Origin of the sequence: Vibrio sp. 10N.286.51.C3, assembly GCF_003050065.1 — a bacterium.
GTDB lineage: Bacteria > Pseudomonadota > Gammaproteobacteria > Enterobacterales > Vibrionaceae > Vibrio > Vibrio crassostreae.
In genome coordinates, this window is the sequence record NZ_PIGC01000003.1 from 248,492 (window position 1) to 268,445 (window position 19,954).

The 19,954-nt window shown below is 45.7% G+C and carries 17 protein-coding genes; 1 reads left to right on the top strand and 16 read right to left on the bottom strand.

The genetic code is table 11. The annotated features are described in order from the left end of the window. Positions 1-50: 50 nt before the first annotated feature. From CWO27_RS04570 to CWO27_RS04640, 15 genes are all read right to left on the bottom strand, one after another. Positions 51-551: a DUF4266 domain-containing protein gene (locus CWO27_RS04570; protein WP_102433279.1), complete on the bottom strand. Its 501-nt coding sequence runs from the start codon at positions 549-551 to the stop codon at positions 51-53. Further along, positions 551-1,015, bottom strand: coding sequence for a TlpA family protein disulfide reductase (locus CWO27_RS04575; RefSeq protein WP_102433278.1), 465 nt, complete (start codon positions 1,013-1,015; stop codon positions 551-553). Before CWO27_RS04575 ends, CWO27_RS04570 begins: the two co-directional genes overlap by 1 nt. Positions 1,016-1,086: 71 nt before the next feature. After that, positions 1,087-2,292, bottom strand: coding sequence for a hypothetical protein (locus CWO27_RS04580; protein ID WP_102478717.1), 1,206 nt, complete (start codon positions 2,290-2,292; stop codon positions 1,087-1,089). After that, a complete protein-coding gene (tadF, locus tag CWO27_RS04585) occupies positions 2,285-2,845 on the bottom strand; it encodes a tight adherence pilus pseudopilin TadF (protein ID WP_102433276.1) in 561 nt (186 codons plus the stop codon). Before tadF ends, CWO27_RS04580 begins: the two co-directional genes overlap by 8 nt. Continuing rightward, positions 2,835-3,278: a TadE/TadG family type IV pilus assembly protein gene (locus CWO27_RS04590; protein ID WP_102433275.1), complete on the bottom strand. Its 444-nt coding sequence runs from the start codon at positions 3,276-3,278 to the stop codon at positions 2,835-2,837. The genes tadF and CWO27_RS04590 overlap by 11 nt, the downstream gene beginning before the upstream one ends. Next, positions 3,278-4,018, bottom strand: a complete 741-nt coding sequence (locus tag CWO27_RS04595) for a tetratricopeptide repeat protein (protein ID WP_102433274.1) — start codon at positions 4,016-4,018, stop codon at positions 3,278-3,280. Before CWO27_RS04595 ends, CWO27_RS04590 begins: the two co-directional genes overlap by 1 nt. Beyond that, positions 4,015-4,866 (bottom strand): type II secretion system F family protein, encoded by an 852-nt coding sequence (locus CWO27_RS04600; RefSeq protein WP_102433273.1) that lies wholly within the window; start codon positions 4,864-4,866, stop codon positions 4,015-4,017. Before CWO27_RS04600 ends, CWO27_RS04595 begins: the two co-directional genes overlap by 4 nt. Continuing rightward, positions 4,863-5,777, bottom strand: a complete 915-nt coding sequence (locus CWO27_RS04605; protein ID WP_102433272.1) for a type II secretion system F family protein — start codon at positions 5,775-5,777, stop codon at positions 4,863-4,865. Before CWO27_RS04605 ends, CWO27_RS04600 begins: the two co-directional genes overlap by 4 nt. Then, positions 5,774-7,120 carry a CpaF family protein gene (locus CWO27_RS04610; protein ID WP_107898622.1) on the bottom strand — a complete coding sequence of 449 codons (1,347 nt, stop codon included), beginning with the start codon at positions 7,118-7,120 and terminating at the stop codon, positions 5,774-5,776. Before CWO27_RS04610 ends, CWO27_RS04605 begins: the two co-directional genes overlap by 4 nt. Continuing rightward, positions 7,120-8,280 carry a P-loop NTPase gene (locus CWO27_RS04615; protein WP_107898623.1) on the bottom strand — a complete coding sequence of 387 codons (1,161 nt, stop codon included), beginning with the start codon at positions 8,278-8,280 and terminating at the stop codon, positions 7,120-7,122. The genes CWO27_RS04610 and CWO27_RS04615 overlap by 1 nt, the downstream gene beginning before the upstream one ends. Further along, positions 8,277-8,900 (bottom strand): CpaD family pilus assembly lipoprotein, encoded by a 624-nt coding sequence (locus CWO27_RS04620; RefSeq protein ID WP_107898624.1) that lies wholly within the window; start codon positions 8,898-8,900, stop codon positions 8,277-8,279. The genes CWO27_RS04615 and CWO27_RS04620 overlap by 4 nt, the downstream gene beginning before the upstream one ends. Before the next feature lie 7 nt (positions 8,901-8,907). Then, complete coding sequence (locus CWO27_RS04625; RefSeq protein ID WP_107898625.1) at positions 8,908-10,302, bottom strand: type II and III secretion system protein family protein; 1,395 nt, start codon at positions 10,300-10,302, stop codon at positions 8,908-8,910. Further along, positions 10,295-11,176: a Flp pilus assembly protein CpaB gene (gene cpaB / locus CWO27_RS04630; RefSeq protein WP_102433267.1), complete on the bottom strand. Its 882-nt coding sequence runs from the start codon at positions 11,174-11,176 to the stop codon at positions 10,295-10,297. Before cpaB ends, CWO27_RS04625 begins: the two co-directional genes overlap by 8 nt. A gap of 30 nt (positions 11,177-11,206) precedes the next feature. Continuing rightward, positions 11,207-11,389: a Flp family type IVb pilin gene (locus tag CWO27_RS04635; protein ID WP_107898626.1), complete on the bottom strand. Its 183-nt coding sequence runs from the start codon at positions 11,387-11,389 to the stop codon at positions 11,207-11,209. 69 nt (positions 11,390-11,458) lie between these two features. Continuing rightward, a complete protein-coding gene (locus tag CWO27_RS04640) occupies positions 11,459-16,291 on the bottom strand; it encodes a DUF1566 domain-containing protein (protein ID WP_107898662.1) in 4,833 nt (1,610 codons plus the stop codon). A 265-nt stretch (positions 16,292-16,556) separates the two neighbouring features. On the opposite strand from CWO27_RS04640, the gene CWO27_RS04645 reads away from it, so the two are divergent. After that, complete coding sequence (locus CWO27_RS04645; protein ID WP_107898627.1) at positions 16,557-18,560, top strand: hypothetical protein; 2,004 nt, start codon at positions 16,557-16,559, stop codon at positions 18,558-18,560. Between the two features lie 55 nt (positions 18,561-18,615). On the opposite strand, the gene CWO27_RS04650 is transcribed toward CWO27_RS04645, so the two are convergent. Further along, complete coding sequence (locus CWO27_RS04650) at positions 18,616-19,830, bottom strand: multidrug effflux MFS transporter (protein ID WP_102478720.1); 1,215 nt, start codon at positions 19,828-19,830, stop codon at positions 18,616-18,618. Between the last annotated feature and the right edge of the window lie 124 nt (positions 19,831-19,954).

A 19,954-nucleotide genomic window follows, 5' to 3' on the forward strand; every position in this document is an offset into this window, starting at 1 on the left:
GAAGTACTGAATATTTTTTATTGATTGAGTGTTTTTTGTCGATTTAATGGTTAGTTACAGCCACATCCGCCACCGCCAACACCGCTGCCACCCACAGAGCCTTGTTTGTAGGCGAAGACTTTTTCGGAGAACACATCGAATTCCGGTACTGGACCGCCCGGTTTCATCTCTTTTTGAGCTAGCGTTCCTTTCTCCCAAGGCTTTACCGGCTCAATGCCAAGAAATTCATCGACAAACGCTAACGCTGAAGGCTTGTTAGTCTCTTCTGGCGCTTTCTCTTTGATAACCAGCTGCTTTGCCTTTGGTGTGACCATGTCGATGTTGCGTCTTGTTGCGCTCTTGGTGGTTTGGTTTGAGTGCGTGCCGCTACTGGAGTAAACCGTGCTGGAGATGATCTCTTCTTCTACGATGGGACCATCGCTGTTAGTGCTGTTATTACTGGCTTGCTGCTCAACGGGCTTTTTTCCCAAACCACTAAGGTCGAGTTCGAGAGCTGCGTTAGCGGTCATTGGAATAGCAAGTAGCCCAATAAGGGAGGCTTTGATTAGCATTACAGTTGCACTCCCATCTTGGTGAGGTCGTCAGTAATGACGTCGCCAATGTGGTTAATGGCACCAAAGCGAATCTTGATAACCTTGCCTTGGTAGATGTAATAAAGTGCAGGCATACCGATAGGTTTAAACTCAGCGATCAATGCTTGCTCTGGATCGTTCACTACTGGGAATTCCAATCCGAGCCGCTTTTGAAACTCAAGGCCAACTTCAACATCTTCATCGACATCAACGCCTTTGAACGTCACGCCAGTGCCTTTAAGTTCTTTGTAGAGTTGGTTTACTTCTGGAAGCTCTTCTCGGCAAGAAACGCACCATTCAGCAAAGAAGTCGACAATGGTGAGCTCCTCGTTGTTGAGTTGCAGTTTCTTGATAACGTCTTGCGATAAAGAATCGCCTTCTTGATAAGCCAATGCAGGTAAAGAAAGGCACAGCGCCAATAACGCTAGGGCTCGTGTAAACATGTGTTTCTCCATATTGTTTTTAATTTATCTGTTTTAAATTCGATGCTTTTGAATCAAGCGCTTTGTTTGAATTAGCGAGTGAGTCGGATGCTTGCCGAGTATTCAACCGCCAAAATGTCGGAGAAGTACTCGTTAAGTTGTGTCGTATTGGTGGCACTGAATACGCGTAAAGGATTTCCTGCACAGTTCTCGAATTGAGTAATTCGAGATGGGCTGACGCCATAGCCGATGAAATTCATTTCAATGCCGTATTGCTTGATAGCCGTAGTGCAAAAACCAGCGTTCACCAATTGATTGAACGCGTCTCCTTCGTCAGCGCCATCGGTGAATAACACCAGTTTTCTTCTAGTTTCGGGTACAGTGCTTACGTTTATTCCCCATGCTTGTTGCCAACTTGGGATAAGCTGTCTCACTCCCCATACCAAACCTTGATAAGAGCGAGTACCACCGTTTGCAGTTAGGCTGTTTATCGAGTTTTGGACTCTGGAAAATACGTTGGTCAATGGCAACATTGGTGAGTCTTGATTGCAGTCGCTTAACCACTTACTTGGCGGCGTAAACTTCACAGGTCGCTCTGAATGCAGCGTCGCGAGGTTATCTACGGTCAGCGCCGCAGAGAAATCGCCATTACGATAGCTAAGTCCATCGATACAGTAGATTCCGGCTGCTTCTTTGGATAACCAGGGCGGGCGATGTGTTGCCACCCCAGAGTCAAAAGGAACGATCGAGATACTTACTGAATCTAAATCGTTAGCGTTATTGCTCTGAGATTGAATCGTATTCAATGCGTTGGACAAAATAGATTTTAGTGATGACATGTTTGAGCCCATGGAGCCAGATACGTCGAGTACCAATACCAACTCTGTTGGAATCGCAGAGTGTTTGCTTTCAACCCCCCCCTTAAAGCCACCACCTGTTGCAGTCACATTTTGGTCGTAGCGTTCATAGCTGAAATGCGGTAGTAGCGGTGTAACGGAGTAACCTAGGCTAATTCGGCAGCCTTGGTTTTCTGGCGTTAATCCACTCACACCTTTCAGTGTTGGGTGATAGTAATCTTGGTATACTCGCATCATTCTCGGAGTCGCCTCATCAGCAAAAGCACAAGCCAGTGCGGCAGAATCAGCGGCTTGCGCGGCTCGATTAGAAACCATCACTTGCGCCGATATCATCAAAGTGCCGACGGCGATAAATAGTGCAGGGAGCAGCAGTGCCAAGAAAGAAAGGGTGATCGAACCTTTTTGCTGACGGGCTAGGCTGCTAAACATTGACTTAACCATAGTGCTTACCTATCACTACAGATGAGCTCTTTAGGCTTTTTGGAAGATCGAGCCGTTCGTAGTCAAATGGTGTCTTTACGCATAAGGTCAGCTGAATCAAAGTTGATGGTTTTCCATTCAATGCAGGATCACCGTTGCCTACAACAAGCATGTCCGTAAGGTCCTCAATAGGTGGATCACTTTGGCAGTTGCTTCCCGCATAAAGATATTCGTATTCCCACGTCGAAGCGGCAGTATCAAAGACACGACTTTCAAGTAAAAGCCCAATATCGCCACGAGCAATGCTACTCGGCAGATAACGTTCAGCGAGCACGAGTAATGGACCTTTAAGAGTCTCGGGTAAACCATTCTTACCTTGCTCAGGTTTGAGTTGAGTTGAAGAAATCGCATTCACTAGGTTGTAGGTAACATTGTCTAACTGAGTCTGCATACTGAATAAGCGGTAGATAGCAACGAACCCCCACAGAATGATCATCATCGCGAGTACGACAAATGGAAACTCAACAGCAGCTGATCCCGCTTGTTTTCTCGGGTGTGTTTTATTAACCGTCATAGCTCACCAATACCTTTTTTTCCAAGGTTGTCATTTTCCCGCTACGTTCTAAAAACTGGGTCGAAAGGCTCGGCAGCAGAGCGAATGAGAATGCGTAGGACACCGTGTACTCCCCCAATACTGCTTTGCTTATCGGTGCCGCTTTCCTGTTAACTAAGTCCGGTAGGTTTTCAACGTATAAAGGTTGAGACAACTTGATCTTGCTGCGATCGAGCAGTGGGAACTTGTCGATAGTGTCGATGAAAACTTGGTTTGCTATGGGACCAACTGGTCGAATTTTGACTTCTCGAGCTCCTGCATGAACGGCGACATCGAAGATGATGCTGACTAGCAGCAGGCGGCAGATCTCAAAGACCCCTATTATCAGCAATAGAAACGGTAGGGTGATCATTAGAAACTCAACGCTATTCGCACCTTTCTGACGAGAGAGCATTATTGTTCTCCTCGATCAGCGTGAGCGGCTAGGGCTTGATAATACAAGCTATTGTTAGCGTATTCCGGTTGCGATAAGTGTTCACGAGCGATCGCTTTTGCAGACTCGCTGTCGCCAGAAAGCGCGTAAGCCAACGCAAGGTTAAGCTGGAGTTTTACGCTAGCTTCACCTCTGACAAAGATCGGGTGCAGAATACGAATCCCTTGATCTGGTTTACCATCGAGTATCCAAGCCATAGCGAGGTTGTTTCGGTATTCGTTGCTTGAAGGCATTAAGCTAAGGGCATTTGAGTAACACTCTCTTGCCTTGGAATACTGTTTATTGAGCGAGTAACTGACTCCTAAGCTATTTTGAGCAACGTCATCGGACGCCTCCAGTTGAACAGACTCTTCAAGAGCTGAAGTCGCTTGTTCAAGCTCTCCTAAAGCTAACCATGAACGACCTAGCTCGCGGTAAATCGCACTGGATTGATTAAGCTCGATACCACGCTTTAAGTAATGCAGTGCTTCGTCATAACGACTGGCTTGATTGGCTGCAGAGCCCATCAACAGCAGTAACTGCGGGTCATTGGGTTTCGATACCAACATTTTTCGGTAGAGATCCATGGCGCTCTCTGGCTTACCGTTCATTAACGCAACTTCTGCCACTTTCATGTTTTCGGCGGTATCTTTTTCAACGTGGTTAGTGGATTGACAGCCGAACAATATCAGCGACAAAAAGAATAACGGGATGGTTCTCATAAGCCCCCCAGAGTTTGTGTAAGAGACAACATGATTGGCACAACGATGATGCCCACCACAGGTAGCATGATGAAAACCACCAAAGGGAATGACATTTTGGCTGGTATTTTCCCCACCCATTCTTCCAGTTCTAAGAAGTGGTATTGACGGCTATCCGAAGCGATCAGTTTGAGGGCGTCAGCGATAGGCGTACCGTATTGCAGCGCTTGGTTCATGGTAGTGACAACGTTGTTGATGTCAGACAGTTGTACGCGTTTGTCTAAGTTGTTGAGTGCCGTTTGTGGTGAATCAAGAACCGATATCTCAGTTGCTGTGAGTAGCCATTCGCGTGACAATGCTGGAGAGATAGAACGCATCTCTTCACCGACACAGCGAAATACCGCTTCGAGTGTTAAGCCAGATGCAACACACACCACCATTAGGTCGACGGCATCGGGTATTACTCGGCTGATCTGCATTCGAACTTGGTTCACACGCCATTCAAGAATACGATCGAATAGGATGCCGACCACGATGCCGATAGCGATACACTCTGCCGCCGAATTCATCGTTAGCACTTGGATGCGAGTGGCATACCAAGTAACAGTACCTGCGGCCATGGTGAGCAACCTAAGTCCTAAAAAGTAGATCTCTGCATTAGGGTTCAGCCAGCCAATCAGAACGAGCTTTTGACGTCGAGACTTCTCACCTTGGAAGTGCCACTTACTCGACGTGTTTTTGTACTTTGAGGAATAGCTTGATACGCGATTCAGTCGCTCAGCCACAACGTCTCGTTTGAACGAAGATAGATGTGCGATCAGCGTGAGAAGAACAGCTAATCCCAACAGCAGCATGGCAAAATACATCATGATGAGAACCTCTTATTACGAGTCAGAGCATTCAAAATTAAGGTGCCGATGCTGATGCTAATCAATGCATAGGTCAGCACTCGTTGACCTAGTTCAGTGTTAAACAGCTGCTTAATCATGTAGGGCTCAATTAAATAGATGCCACCTAGCAACCCAATGGGTAAGACAGAGAGAAATAACGCTGTGATGCGAGGCTCTGAGGTTAGGCTCTTCACCTTCTTTCTCATCGCTCGGTTGTCATGCATGGTTCGGCTTAAGCTATGAAGAATGTCGCGCAGTTGACCACCATTCGACTGGTTAAGGATCAGTGCAACAGAGAAATAACGAAAGCTGCTGTAAGGAAGACGAATGCACGTATCATCGAGACTCTGACGAAGACTAAGGCCAAGCGCGAGATTATCGCGAAGGTAAGAGAACTCTCGTCCTAGCAAACCAGGTTGCGTTTGTGCCACTTGATCAATCGCTTGTGGGATGGATAACCCTGCTGATACCGCTCTAGAAATTAATCCAAGGACGTTGATGATGTCTTTTTCAAACTCTTCTACTTGTCTCTTTCTGCGATAAAACACAATGGCGCAGGTACATATGAGCCACAGCCCAACCGCTGCAAGTAATCGAAGGTGTACTGGAAGCTCTGGCACTAACAGGTAACCAGCAACTGGCAAACCAACAACCATTGAGGCGATAAAATACTTATCCCAAGCAGGTAGCAAAGCATTTATTCGCAGGAAAAACGCATGCAGTTTGTTGGTGCGCTGGTGGCTCGACTTTTTGATAGAAACGTCTGCAGGGCTTGCTTTGTATGAACCAGATACCAAGGACAGTCGCTTATTAACAATGGCTTGTTTTGAGTTGAGCTTTATTAGCCAAACCGTAGCCAGCAGCGCAGAAATAGTAAGAACAAAAATCATCCGGCTTCAAGCTCCATTGCCACCCTTAGTTGAGCGTCTAACTGGTGATATTTCGCTTTTTCGTTGAAGCTTGGTACGCACTTGGCACTCTTATATTCACCAATTAGGTTGCCTTGCTGGTCTTCCGATAACGTTTTAAAGGCGAACAGTTCCTGAGTGACGTATTGCTCGCCCTCTAACCCTTGCACTTCGGTTATTGAAACAATGCGTCGCTTACCATCGCGCATTCGTTCTACTTGGATAACCACATCAATGGTGTCTGCGATTTGGCGACGCAGTGAAAATAGAGGCAGTGTCGCCTGGCTCATCATTAGCATGTTCTCCATTCGCACCAGTGCGTCCGTTGCAGAGTTGGCGTGAAGTGTACACAGCGAACCATCGTGGCCTGTGTTCATCGCTTGCATCATTTCAAAGGCTTCATCGCCACGAACTTCGCCTAAAATGATGCGATCTGGTCGCATACGTAGCGAATTTCTCACTAACTCTCTTTGAGTAATCGGCGTTAAACCTTCTGCATTGGCTGGGCGAGTTTCTGCACGTACCACATGGGGTTGTTGCAGGCGCAGTTCTGCTGTGTCTTCAATGGTGATGATGCGCTCTTGAGGTGAGATGCTGAAAGACATCGCATTAAGCAGGGTGGTTTTACCTGCACCGGTACCACCCGCGACAAGAACGTTGAGACGAGAGCGAACGATAATATCAATAAGCTTAATCATCGAATTCGACATCGCACCAAACTGTGCCAATTGGCTCAGTGTCAGCTTCTTTTCATTGAATTTACGGATAGAGATGTAGGTTCCATCAAGTGCGAGCGGTGGGATCATGACATTGACACGGCTGCCGTCGTCTAGCCTTGCATCAACTAATGGATTCGATTCATCGATTCGTCGACCTACTTTGCTCACGATACGTCGCGCTAAGTTGAGAAGCTGCTCTTCATTACGAAATTGGACCGTGGTTTTTTGCAGTTTTCCTGAACGCTCGACATAAATTTCACGGTAACCATTGACCATGATGTCAGTGACTGTTTGGTCTTCAATAAGAGGTTGGAGTGGCCCCAAACCTAAAAATTCATGTAGGAGCTGCTCTACAGAATGAGTCACATCCTGATGACCGAGTGGTAACTGTTTAGAGATTACAATTTCCGATACCATCTCTGAAATTCTAGCTTCAAGATCGGACGCACTTAAACTCACAACAGCCGATGGATCGATTGCCTTGATGATCTCTTCATGAATCACATGATAATGATCACGTAGCGAGGGAGCGGATGTTAACGTTTCACGTAATCGAGCTTGGCTGACTTCAATAGGATCAACCGTGTTTGCTTTTTGACCAAACATTATGCACCTCGCTTCCAAAAACGGCGGCTGCTTTGCTGCGATTCACCTGTGATTAATTCAACTAAAGCGTTGAACGCCACTTTCACTTTTCTGTTGCCTTTGTGGGCAGGTTGACCAAGTGATGACTTGCTTAAAAAGTGGTTCGGGGAGAATGGAATGAGAACGTCTACCGGTACACCTAACGACTTTTTCACATCGTTAACTGAAATCATTGAGCCTGAATCAGACTTGGTGTGATTGAGCACAACAAGCGTTTGGGAGTTGGTTTGATTCTGAAGTCGTTTGATGATCTGGCCGGCATTGCGGATAGAGCCGAGTGTAGGCTCAACGACAATCACTCGGATATCGGCACTTTTCAGTGCGTCAAAGCCAACTTGATCACGCAAAGAGTAAGTTGGGATATCCACTAATAGGTAGTCTGAGTTTTGTAGGCAAAACTTAGTAAATTGGTCCAAAGCACTCTTTTGTGGCCAGAATGGTGTGGCATCTAAAGGTAGATAGCCAGTAAAGAGAGTGTGCTTTGCAGATACGCTGATCCCACTACGTTCGAATACTAACGGGTCTAGTCTCTCTGGGTATTGTAAAAGCTCGATTAATGCTGAGTTCCCCTCAACATTGAGTAGCAGATCCAAATCGCCCATTGAAAAGTCTAGGTCTAGACAAGCCACTTTCTTATCGAGCTCTGCGAGTTGTTGAGCAAGAGTTGCAGTAATGGTACTGCTGCCTGAACCGCCTTTCGCACTGACAACCGAGATGACTTTTTCATTTCGTTTTTCGCTGTTGTTTTGTAAAGCCGCGAAAGAAACGTGTTCCAGATCTCGTGGAGTCACAGGAGGCACTAGGTAATCACTCGCGCCTGATGCCAGCATGCCACGGTAGATGAAAATTTCATCTGAGTGGCCAATAGCGATAACTTGACAACCTGTACGCTTAATTAAGCGCTGTACTGCTTGTTTCGACTCAGCCAGCTCACAATTCAACACATCGAGAAATACTGTCTTAATACCATGCTTCAGCACGTGTCGCACTACGTCGTCTTCTTGATTTGAAGAGACTGTGATGTTGTGGATACCAAAGTTATTCAGTGTGTGCGTAAGCGCTAGGGTATCGAGTTGCTCAGACGCTGCGATCAGTACCGTTAACTGGTGTACTTGATTCATAGCGCACCTCCTTGCGTGGTCGTCGAAGAACCATTATTTGTCTGTTGGTTTTGGGCTGGTGGAGCAAAGTAGTTATCGATACTAGAGACAGCTTTCTGCCCTTGAGCACCATTAATCGGCTGACCGACGATCAGGTCTTTAGGGTTGGCTACCATTTGTGCAAGCGCGTTGGCATTTGCACACCCAAAATTGCGCTGAGTGCGGTAGGCGTTGAGCGTGGTTCTTGGCGTTTTACCCGCGTCACAGGCTGTGACTTTGGCTCGGTAAGACTCGACTAAAATAGTGATGTCGCCTTTACCTTCTGTTGCTTCGTCTGATACCCAAATTTGTGATGGATAGAGGCCTGATTCGATAAGGTGAAGCCTTACTTTCTCTAGTTGACGTTCACCTTTCTGAGTCGTTTTTTCGATTTTGACCATCAAGCTACTCGCGCTGCCTCGACGAGAGATAAAGTCAGAAATATCCGCTTTTTCCTGAGCCGACAGCGTTTTTCCTGCAAGTGTCAGAGAGAACTTGTTAGTCACAGAAATCACATCGACTGATGGTTGCTGAGTGGTTGGCGTAGGTGCGCATCCCGCAAACACAAATAGGGCAGGGAGCAATAAGGATAATTTATTCATGATGTCCTCAGTAATAGAACCCGTTGTCACCCAGCAAGCGAGGCTTGTGGTTGTCGGTGTATGTGTCTTGGTCGTGTGTTCTTTTTCGTTGAATTCTTGGCCATGCCAGAAGACGTTCTACATCGCTTAGTGGAATGAGACCGTCGGTTGGTAGCTGCATCGAATCTGAACGAGTTGGCTGTACTAGGTAAGCCGTGACAATGATGATCAACTCTGTTTCTCGGCGAGTGAATTCAGTTGAACGGAACAGGCTTCCTAGTACAGGTACTTCACCGATAAGCGGCACTTTTTGCAGTTGTTCAATGTCTTCTGACTTCAATAAGCCGCCCAAGGCAAAGCTCTGTCCACTGGCTAATTCGATGGTGGTAGCGGCACTACGGGTAGTAAAAGAGGGGAAGTTAGTCCCGTTTACCACTTGTTGGTTTTCGATGGAAACGTTACTGACCTCTGGGTTCACCTTTAAACTGATACGATTTTGGCTGAGCACCGTTGGTGTAAAGTTCAGTTTTACCCCGAAGTCTTTGTACTCGATTTGAGTGGTATCAGCCGTAATCAATGGTAATGGGACTTGACCACCCACCAGAAACTCAGCGTCTTCGCCGGACATCGCCGTCAAGTTAGGCTCAGCCAGTACAGACATCATGCCATTTGTCGCTAATGCATCAATCAGTGCGGTAATGCTTGGTTTCCCCCAGCTGCTGACATTCGGCAGTTTAGAGAATGAAAACTGTCCAACACCACCTGCGATAGAGCCCCACTTGATCCCCAATTTGTTAGAAACATTTCTTGATACTTCAGCGATTTTCACTCGAATGTTGACCTGGTTTGGCATGGTGACAACCAATTGATTAATCAGCTCATCTTCATTGGATTGCATTGGCTGATCTTTAGTCGTCGTATTGCTACTACCTGCATTGTTTTGAGTGTTTGAGCTTTCTTGTTGCTGGGCTTGGTCAACAATAGGAGACAGGTAGCCTTTCGCTAAGGACACGATATTATGCGCCATCATAGGTGAAGGCACTTGCCCTTTTAGCCATAACTTTCCACCCAGAGATTCCGCGTTTACGGACGCTTCTGGGAACTTGTTTTTGACCAATTCATTGAATTCGCGGCTGTTGTGAGTCACGCGAATCTTATTGGTATAGATGACGCGTTCTTGCTCGTTCAAAACGGTGATAGTGGCACTGCCAGCTCGCTTACCAAATACCATCACCTTGGTGTTGGTTAAGGTTTGGTAATCAGCAATATGGGTGCTAGATATGAAAATTGACTTCGCTTTTTCTGGTAAGCGAATCATTTTTGCCTCATTGATTGTCACATCAAGCGCAGATGCTGTTGATGCAAAAGAGAGGCACAGGCTTGATAGTAGGAGAATCCCCCACCAACGACAGGTACTAGCCATTGTTATCAGCTCCGGTTTTATTGTTGATCGTTTTGTTGTCGGCTCTAAACTCCACCAAACCGACGTCTGGCAATACCTGAGTTGTGTCTGGCGAGATGGCTTTCAGCGTCGCTGAATTGGCATTCTGAGTTTGATTTGGGTCTTCGTTTTGCCCGCGTAAGACGAGCGTTAACTTGCCTAATTGTTTAGCCAAAACAACTTGGTTTGCTTGCTCGGGGGTTACCTCTAAAGAGACACTGCTGTCGTCAGGGATACCGTTTTCATAATGATTAGATTCGCGGGCCTTTTGATAAGACTCAGCCGTTTGTTTGTCATTAAATGCCAAGACTCTCACATCATGAGCAATCGTTGTGACATACAAACCCTGCGATGAATTGCCATAACGAAGCAGCTCACCATCTTGTGAACCGAGCAGGAGAATATCTACGCGGTCGCCCGGCTCAATAAAGCCCGAATTTGATGTCACCTGATCAACAGGCACTGAGATAGCGCGATAACCTGGTTGTAGCTTTAATGAAAGCGAGTAGCCGCCTTCTGGCTCGGTAATATCCGCTTTCGACAATATCGAGTCTTTGACGAGCTTGGTACGTGCAAGCCCCGACATAGAGTGATCAGCAGAAATATCTTCCGGTGTCACATGGTCGATGTAGTTCTCCAACTCTTGCTGTGGAACTTCTTTCCATCGGAACGAGTTTGGTGTATAGGCTTGACCTATCTCTATCGTGCGAGTTGGAACCAGCACTTTGACCGTTTGCTTAACGGCTTGTTTAGAAGAGGTGGTCGCAGACTCGCTATTGGTTTGGCTCAACAGTAAAACGGATATTCCGAGCACCGAGCAAAATAACGACAGCAACATGAGTCGCTTGGCAGTCATAACTATTCCTTTAATTTGCAATAAACGGGCTTACTCTGAGGCTTGTTGTGCGTCTTTTAGTTTGGTGACTACAGTGCCGTAGGCGTCACTGATTGCTGTTGTTAGCTCACCGTTCTCACCGCCAACAAAATTGAGTAGTACGACTGCCATTGCTGCTGCGAGAATGGCGTATTCGATTGCGGCTGCACCGCGTTGCTTTTTCTTGTTCAACATTTCTTGTTTCCTAGATGAAAACAGCCTCAGCAGAGGCTGTTGTAGTAATTAATAAGAGATTTGGAGTGCCTATTTGGCAACGAGTCGGTATAGGTAGCGGCCGTCGTAACTTTCAGTACCCACGTCTCTTTCATCCATGGTTGTCATATTCAACCCGACGACACGACCATAAGGAGCGGCATCACTGGTGATATAAGAACCACGGTTCGAGTAGCCACCACTCGTCACGTTATTAAATTTAAAGACATCGGAATTGATAGGTAGCAGCCCGTACAGTTCTGCTTTTGATGGGTAGCGCCAGTTTGCTTTACCACACACCTTTTGTGTATTTCGTGTTGAAATTAAAGGTGTTACCTCTACGTACTTCTTGAAACGACTGCTGTCTCCGTTGGTAAACAGTTGCCAAACGAGCTTACTGTCAGCGTCTTGCGCGCAAATTGCATTTTGGCGATCGACAACGACGTTCCCTTGCATATCTAGGTACTGGTATGTGTTTACCTTCTCTCTAACCAGACGCCCTAAGATGACGGCATCTTCAGTACCACCGACTTCCGAACGACGGACATCTTGGTAGCTGCGTTCAGAGCTGTAGTTTGTGATGTATTGTTTGGTGTCCTTTGCTTGATTCGACCAGTAGTAAAAAATCACGCCACCGTAATAGCTAGATTTGTCATACTCAGGATCCAGCCCTCGGTGATGAGGGAATGCATCGGTATCGATTGTTATGGTCGAGTTTGAGCTAGAGATTGCTTTAGTTTGTAGTGAAAGTAGCTGAGACAGCGCTGGTACTTGCCAATCATTGAAGCCACATAAGTTCGCATTATTAGTGCTTTCCAGCAGGCCGTTACTGCCTAATACACTCGCTACACCAGATGCCGAAGCGTCATAGGCAAGATCGTCAGCACCATTTGGTCGACCGTCTTTGAGCAGTGTCCAAACTCGGCGTTTGCCTGTGATGTTAGTGTCTTCAACACAACGCCAGCCTTGTTGGTAGGTGGTGCTTTTTGGTAGGTAGTTGCCTAACTCGTCCAATTTAGCGAAGCGGCTGCTTACCATTGCGTCAGCTTGAGAAACGCTAAAGCCATTGTCTTTCGCCAGTTTCAGTCCATCTTTTGCTAGCACTTTTGATTGTACTAAGTTGTGGGTTTTGGCCGTCGTATTCATCTCTCTGACAAACTTCTGGAACAATGTAGTTAGGGTGGCAAACTCTGAGCCTAGCGTTTGTGTTGATGTATTCAGCTCGCTTACGAACGAATTAACCATGCTATATTGATGCTCTAGATCTGAGATAGCCTTGTACAGGTCTAAACTTGCCTGGTGAATATCCTTAGCCAGTGATGCAGAGCTTAGTGCGTTGGTTGAGCTGGATAGAGTTACGGATTTTTGCTGCATGAACGTCAATTTTTGAGCAAATTCAGAACCAGAGACTAATGCGCTCAGTGCAACGGTGTTTTGCTCTAATTTAGCGACTTGTTCCTTATACGCTTTGACTTTGTTAATGAATTCAAGGCTCTCAGCATCAGTTCGGCTTTGAGCAACAGAGGCCTGAAATTCAAGAGCTTTCAGCTTTAGCTTCGTATTCTTAAGATCATCTGACCATGGTTGGGTTAAAGCCTGCAGTTCTACTATTTTAGCTTGAGCTTCCGTTTCTAATGCAGCATAACCTTTGCTCTTAGATTGGTTGGCGGTTAACCAGGTTTCTAGATAAAGCTCCGTAGCGTTAATTTTCGTATCTTGTGTACTCAGAAAGGCGGTTATTTCAGTCGTCGCGCTATCTACACCAGTGAGTAACTCTGTACCTGATGGCAATTGCCATTTAGCGTATGCGTATTTTGAATAATATTGCTCAACAGATTCTTGGCCTTTGCTGATAGTGACAGCGACGCCATTTTTATCCGCTAATACATTCACTGACTGATTCGATACCAAGTAACCACTTCTTAGATTTGATGGCAGTGTTGCAGGATCTCTCTGCGACAACGTGATTACTTCACTGGTGTCTGGAAGTGTCCAACCCGCAATACCACAATCATCCAGTTGTGCGACTTTATCGAATACAGTATTGATGTCTGCAGAGAATCGTTCCGCCCAAAACGTCGGTTCCCCTTGCCCTTTATCATCGTATTCAGCAATACAATTGAGCGAGTACGTATTCCATGAGCCACCATAACCAAAGTCAGCAGCTTGAGAACGAGTTTTCATTGGTACGAATTTTAGGCCGACAAAGCGGCTGCTTGCTGCTGTTGCCCAAAGCGTGTCGCTGGTTGAATTTTCTACACCTTCTTTCGCATGTGCTTTTAGTCGGATGCCAACACTAGCCTTGTCATACGCTTCAGGACCAATGAACTGCGGGTTTGAAACAGCAGGGTGCCAAGTCAAGCCTTTGTCGTTGGTGAACTCATAGTATTCGGCTTCATCAAAGCGAACAGATTGACCATCAACGTTGGCCGTTAAGTAGTCCCACTCAAAACCATTGGTCTTGATTGGGTTTGAGCCAGTGAAAGTGTTGGTAATCTCAGGCGAGGTTGGTGCTGGAATCTCAAACACTTTGGTGAAGGCTTGTGTGGGTAATGCTGCTACGCCATGAGGCATGCCATTCGTCGGGTTTTGAGCGACGCGTATTTGAACCTCACCGATATTCTTGTCGATATTACCGATCACAACCGGTTTTGCGGTGACTTTAGTCCAAGTAGAACCTGAGTCGAGCGTGACTTCGAAATGCTCTGGTTGTGTGAATTCGCCAAAGTATGTCCAATCTAGCGTGTTGTCCGTATCGTTAACCACTAGGCCCGTTGGAACATTGGGTGCTGATGGACGAACGGTAAACGCAGCATCATTTGTCAGCTCTGATCCACTAGGACGACCGGTAATTGGCTCTCGTTTGACTCGCACTTGAATTGAGTTAATAGCGTAAGCTTGATCGCTTAACTGATAAGGTTTCTGAGTAACTGTTGCCCAACCAGTGTTGAGTACATTGATCTCGTAATTCGCAGCTTCTGAGAAGCCTGTTACGAATGTCCAATCAAATGTGTCTAACCCATCGTGAGTGATTGGAGATGTTGGTGCCGATGGCTTGTCAGGTGTTACCGAATATGGCTTATCTGAGCACAGCGTTTCACCAGGATCATGTTGAGGATCTGTTCCTGCTTTCACTCTCACACAGACTTGCCCCTTAGCAAACGTCTCATCTGGGACTGCTTGTGGGTTGCTAGTTACCGGGCTAAATGTAAGACCTCTGTCTAGTGAGTATTCGTAGAAGTCATTGCCTGCAAACTTTGTAACTTCTGTCCACGCAAACGTGTTTTCAGCATCATCAATAATCGGCAGGGTTGGCGCAACAGGCTGGTTTTCTGAGCGAGTGAAAGCCGTACCAATCACTAGTGAATTGCCTGCAGGGCGAGCATCTTTCAAATTTGATTTTACACGGATAGAGATGCTGTTAGCGGCAAGTGAAACGTTGCCAACCACATATGGAAGTTCAGTGACAGTATTCCAACCGTTACCTAGATTAATCTCGTAGAAAGATGGCGCATCATATCCAGAGACCCAAAGCCAGTTGATCTGATTGGTGCTGTCGTTTGCAAAGTCCAGCGCAGGTTTGACTGGTTGCGCTGGGGTTACTGTCATTGGTTTGTCTGACATAGCACTTAAGCCGGTCGGGTGACCTAGGGAGTCATCCTTCGCGACACGTACTTTTAGATGTCCAACTGGAATGTCTAAGTCTTGAATGCGTTGAGGTTTTTCAGTTGCTTTTACCCAGTTAGCACCGTTATCTAGAGAGTACTCGTAGAGAGATAATTCATTAAAAGAATCGACCAGCGCCCAATCAAATTCATTGCTCGCGTTGCCCACTGTGACCCAAGCGGGTGCTGCCGGAACTGTCGTTAGCGTAAATGCTTTGCTTGAAAGAAGCGGTTTACCTGCTGGAGTATTCCGTGCACTAGAGGCTGCGACTCGAACCTGAATAGAGCCTTTATCGAATGCCTGTTTTCCAACCACAATCGGTTTGCGAATGACAGTCGACCAGGTGCTACCGGAATCTAAGGAATATTCGTAATCTGTGTTTTGGTTGAATCCACGCACAAACTGCCAGTTGAAAGTATCTGATGCATCATTGACTTTACCGTGTTTTGGCGCTGGTGGCTTAACCACTATTTCACTACCGTCGATATCTTCTTGCGAGACTTTGAGCTGCTCTCGGTACTCCTTGCCGAGTTGCTGCAGAGCACTGTCTGTCCCAGACGCACCGTGTGAAAGTCGATCCGTTTTGGCTTTGAACTCGACCAAATCAAGATCAGCGAGCTTGTATATTGCACCTTTACGGGCGTTAACTTGGTCGACACCTGCGTCTACTGAAGCTTTTTGGGCTTCTTGCAGTACGCGAGTCACACCGCGCGCAAACATGTGCACTTCACGGCCTTTTACCGAATTTGAAGCAGAGTAATCACCCAATGCTAGGCTTTTGTCGATCCCTAGGTCGTTAGCAACAAGCTCAGTTGCATCATCGAAACTGATACCGCTGGACTTTGACACACTGGCAATCAGTGAGGTAACTGGGCTTACGACGTCCGAGTTGTTACTTGGTACTTCTAAGGTAAACCCAGACTCAATTGCTTGGTTGGGGGTATCCATATCTACGGTTATGCCTGCTACGGCTTCAACCAACACTTTGTATTGAGCCACATCATCGTCGACATCAAGTTGGAATTGTCCTTTGGCGTCCGTTGTCGCAATGTCTCCATCGGCAGAATCACACATCGCATTGCCATTTTTGTCTAAACAGACCTTGGCTTTGTGCAAATAACCATCTAACGCTATACCTGAAATATTCGAGGATTTTGGCTGAGTTTGTGACTGGCTAAGCTTGGGATCTGAGTCTGCACCACCACAAGCAACAAGCATTGTAGAAACGAGTGAAACACCCGCCAATTTGTATGGATTCCTTACCACTTGAACTCCAAAGATTTATAAATTACCCGCTAGAAAGGCTGAGAATATTAATTTAAATGATAGTAGTTATCAATATCATTTGATCTTTTATTTGGTTAAGTGATTTAATAGCAAAATAAAATACTACTCATACAACAATAAACTAGGTGAATCGGTCGAAAAAATGCGCAATAAATTTTTAGTATGCAAATTGTCACTAGCTATATCTAGTGCCCTAATGGTCGCAGGGTGTGGGGGGAGTTCTGATGGAGAGAATCCAGTTGGAGCGACCACTTCAGGCCATGCTTTTCAAAGTTCATTAGTATGTGCTGATGCAGATCTGAATGGTGTATGCAGTGAGCAAGAAAAACTCATTACAGACGTTTCCGGGTATGCACAACAGAGGCAATATGATGGTGCAATTTTAACCGCTTCTCCTGGTATGGAGCTGGTGACGCCTTTCACTACTTTGATTCATAGCGAGATGATGTTTAATCCAACGATTAGCAACGATATAGAACAGGCTAAAGCATCGCTTCAAAGTAAATTAGGTGATCATGTCGGTGTGAATTTTGCCTCACTAGACACAACATATGGACCTAAAGATAAGTCTAATGTGTTGCTAAAATCGCTGAAAAAGGCACAAACTGACGGAAAGCAAGCTGCATACACAAATATTGCCCATGCTCTCGACCTCATGATCGAGCATAAAACGTTGGACCTTTCAGGCGTCGATGTCGCGGGGACTGCTTCGAGGCACTTGCAAATAGAGGATGCTCTGGTTGTTCGCGGTTCTCAATCGGTGCCAGAATTGTCTGGTGCCAAATCTATCGCTCTGAATCCAGCGAGCAGTCAGGTAGTGTTTCTAACGGCGAATGATGTCGTGATGCAAATCGATAGCTCTTCACGTAATAAGCCAGTGACTCTTGATAATGGTTTGGCGTCCCAAGCTAATTCTGGCTTGATTAGTATTCGTTCTCATGACGACGATTACGACGATCATGATGACGATGACGATGACGACGATGATGACCACCATGGAGGCGGAACTGGTGGTGTAGAGATACCGGTAGAGTCTAATGAAATCATTCAGTTAGTACCTACATTGAATGGTAGCCAAGCCTATAAAGTTTATAAGCCTACGTCTTACGCCTCACCGACGGAGAGTGATATTTGTAATAGTAAAGGTGCCAACGGCATCTTCTTATCGAGTCTAACGAGTACCAATAATAATAGTGGTGCAAAGGCGTTTAAGATTGATAGCTACAGTAGCCGAAGCGGAGGAACGCTGCCGCCAATTCCTACGCCGAAACCTAAACCTGCTGAAACTCCTGATTCTAGTCAATCATGTATCAACGATAACTTTACAAAAGTGATTCCACTGCTGCAAAGCGGCTCGTTATTGGCAGTTAAAAATACTGGTAGTTCGATTTACTCGCAGCAAGAGGTTAGATTACTAAGTGCTGACAAGTTAGCGATGAATAATTGGCGCCACGCACTCAAGTCCTCTTCGCCTCAGATCATGCCATCTTACGACCAAAGTGAAGCTTTGATTGTTTATAAGAATTATTTTTCGAGCGCCAATTTAGCGGCTGAGGTTATTAACACAACTAACTTATCCACCAAGATGACTATTGATAAGTTGAACCTGAAAACAGCCAATATTGTAGCGAACCAGCAAATTTTGTTGGGGCTAGACAGTAACAAGCTTGAATGGGTTTCAAACTCGATTCAGCAAACGGTACTCGGGGAGTTGGATGTCGATTCCACCATCAGTAAGATAGCAACATCGAAGGATGGCAAAATAAGTGCGGTTGCTACAGCGAACATTCTCTATATCGTTGATAACACGAATAGAACCTTGATAGTGAAAGAGGTGTTGAGCAGTTCGGCAATCAACTCTTTGTATGTATTGGCTGAAAAAGTGATTGCGCTGACTTCTTCAGGGGTGGATTACTATCAATTCCGAAATATTAGTGGTCCGGCTCTTAAAGTTGGCAGCCAACTGGTAACAAAAGAACTCCTTAAAAAATGGGAAGACAGTGGAAACTCAAGCTGGAACTCTACTAACTTGGGCTACATTCTTTCTCAAACAGGAACGGAAAGTAGCATTTCTGATAAATTCAAAAATGTTAACCTTTCATTCTCTCCTTCTAACGCAACAACCTCGAGTGGCATCACAGGAGTGAACGTTAGCGGCTTAGAACGAGGTGAGTGGTTAACCTTTTATAAAGCCCTTTAAAGGCATTCAATCAATAAAGAAGGGAGGCTAACTCCCTTCTTTACTCAGGTACTTGCTACATATTCTCAGCCTGTTTCAATCGGCTTTGACGCCAGTAATTGAGCGAGGAGATAGCCGCTAAAAAGATAACGACGGCGGTCATCACATGTATGACTGACTCCGATGTCCCTTCGTACGCATTACTGCCTAAATCAATCGCTGCAGAAACGATAAATAGGCGAATAGCCGTCACCAGTGATGCTGCGATTCCTGTTAGATCTGGAAAAACTTGCATCGATTTAGCAAAGAACAATCCAATCGATAACCCTGCACCTATTGAAAATAAGCACATCGTCCCTGTTAGGATGAATGGTGAGTTAAGTTGTTCAGACGGCAATAAGAAAAAGATGAGCGTGGTGGTAAATATTAAGCCAAGCCCAGTACTTTTTAATTTATCAATGCCAAACCTGTCGATTAAGCGTGCGTTGTTCAAACTCACCAAGACGAATGTGCCCAGTGTTGCCATTTGGAAAAACGGGAACTGATCAGGGCTGACTTCTAATTGCTCTATATACAATAACGACATGTTGGAAACATAAATCATGTAGGCGGCAAGAATTAAGCTCGTCACTAGCGTGTTGTACCAAAAGGCTGACGAAGACAATACGGTTTTATAGTCGCTTGCTATTCGCTTAGGCGCGACCTTCTTCCGTTTATCTTTACTCAAAGATTCAGGCAAGAAGAAGAAACATTTGGTCGCAGAAAGCAGTACTAAAATGGCGATAAAGACAAAGTTTGCTTTATAACCCATATGGAGGCTTATCCAGCCGCCAATAAGAGGTGCAAAAGCCATCAAGCTGACCACTAAAGTATTGAGATCGGCAATCAGTTTGGCGGCGGGTTCTTCATCGAACAGATCAAAGATCATTGCGGTACCAACGATTACACACGCTGAACTGCCGAAGCCTTGGAGCAGTCGAAACGCTAATAATTGCTCGATACTTGAAGCAAAAATGCAGCCTATACTTGCAGCAAGAAAGACACTAAAACCAAACATTAGTATCTTTCGGCGACCAAAATGATCCGATAGTGGTCCATAGAGTAAGGAACCAATACAGATGCCGATAAAGTTATAGCTCAGAATGCGCTGCACCATAACCGCGTCAGTGTTGAAGTCGTTCAATATATCGGGAAATGTGGGTAGATAGATATCCGTCTCCATGGCAGCACCAAGGAATATGAATACCATTAAAAATCGAAACCACTTCCCCTCATGAGAGATGGGAAACATAGTTAATCCAATGAGTTATTATTATAAAAGTCAGAAGCGCAGACGCTGCAAGTGCAGACGCTGCAAGTGCAGGTAGGCTTAGAATGAAATTTTGATATTGGGATGCGCGTAGTAGAGAGGAGTG

What these genes read in the sequence shown, in the direction of transcription:
- CWO27_RS04640 (WP_107898662.1), bottom strand. Translation starts at nt 16,291, where the DNA reads ATGCTTGTTGCTTGTGGTGGTGCAGACTCAGATCCCAAGCTTAGCCAG.
- CWO27_RS04580 (WP_102478717.1), bottom strand. Translation starts at nt 2,292, where the DNA reads ATGGTTAAGTCAATGTTTAGCAGCCTAGCCCGTCAGCAAAAAGGTTCG.
- CWO27_RS04600 (WP_102433273.1), bottom strand. Translation starts at nt 4,866, where the DNA reads ATGATGTATTTTGCCATGCTGCTGTTGGGATTAGCTGTTCTTCTCACG.
- CWO27_RS04610 (WP_107898622.1), bottom strand. Translation starts at nt 7,120, where the DNA reads ATGTTTGGTCAAAAAGCAAACACGGTTGATCCTATTGAAGTCAGCCAA.
- CWO27_RS04595 (WP_102433274.1), bottom strand. Translation starts at nt 4,018, where the DNA reads ATGAGAACCATCCCGTTATTCTTTTTGTCGCTGATATTGTTCGGCTGT.
- CWO27_RS04570 (WP_102433279.1), bottom strand. Translation starts at nt 551, where the DNA reads ATGCTAATCAAAGCCTCCCTTATTGGGCTACTTGCTATTCCAATGACC.
- CWO27_RS04615 (WP_107898623.1), bottom strand. Translation starts at nt 8,280, where the DNA reads ATGAATCAAGTACACCAGTTAACGGTACTGATCGCAGCGTCTGAGCAA.
- CWO27_RS04645 (WP_107898627.1), top strand. Translation starts at nt 16,557, where the DNA reads ATGGTCGCAGGGTGTGGGGGGAGTTCTGATGGAGAGAATCCAGTTGGA.
- CWO27_RS04605 (WP_102433272.1), bottom strand. Translation starts at nt 5,777, where the DNA reads ATGATTTTTGTTCTTACTATTTCTGCGCTGCTGGCTACGGTTTGGCTA.
- CWO27_RS04650 (WP_102478720.1), bottom strand. Translation starts at nt 19,830, where the DNA reads ATGTTTCCCATCTCTCATGAGGGGAAGTGGTTTCGATTTTTAATGGTA.
- CWO27_RS04635 (WP_107898626.1), bottom strand. Translation starts at nt 11,389, where the DNA reads ATGTTGAACAAGAAAAAGCAACGCGGTGCAGCCGCAATCGAATACGCC.
- cpaB (WP_102433267.1), bottom strand. Translation starts at nt 11,176, where the DNA reads ATGACTGCCAAGCGACTCATGTTGCTGTCGTTATTTTGCTCGGTGCTC.
- CWO27_RS04575 (WP_102433278.1), bottom strand. Translation starts at nt 1,015, where the DNA reads ATGTTTACACGAGCCCTAGCGTTATTGGCGCTGTGCCTTTCTTTACCT.
- CWO27_RS04625 (WP_107898625.1), bottom strand. Translation starts at nt 10,302, where the DNA reads ATGGCTAGTACCTGTCGTTGGTGGGGGATTCTCCTACTATCAAGCCTG.
- CWO27_RS04590 (WP_102433275.1), bottom strand. Translation starts at nt 3,278, where the DNA reads ATGCTCTCTCGTCAGAAAGGTGCGAATAGCGTTGAGTTTCTAATGATC.
- tadF (WP_102433276.1), bottom strand. Translation starts at nt 2,845, where the DNA reads ATGACGGTTAATAAAACACACCCGAGAAAACAAGCGGGATCAGCTGCT.
- CWO27_RS04620 (WP_107898624.1), bottom strand. Translation starts at nt 8,900, where the DNA reads ATGAATAAATTATCCTTATTGCTCCCTGCCCTATTTGTGTTTGCGGGA.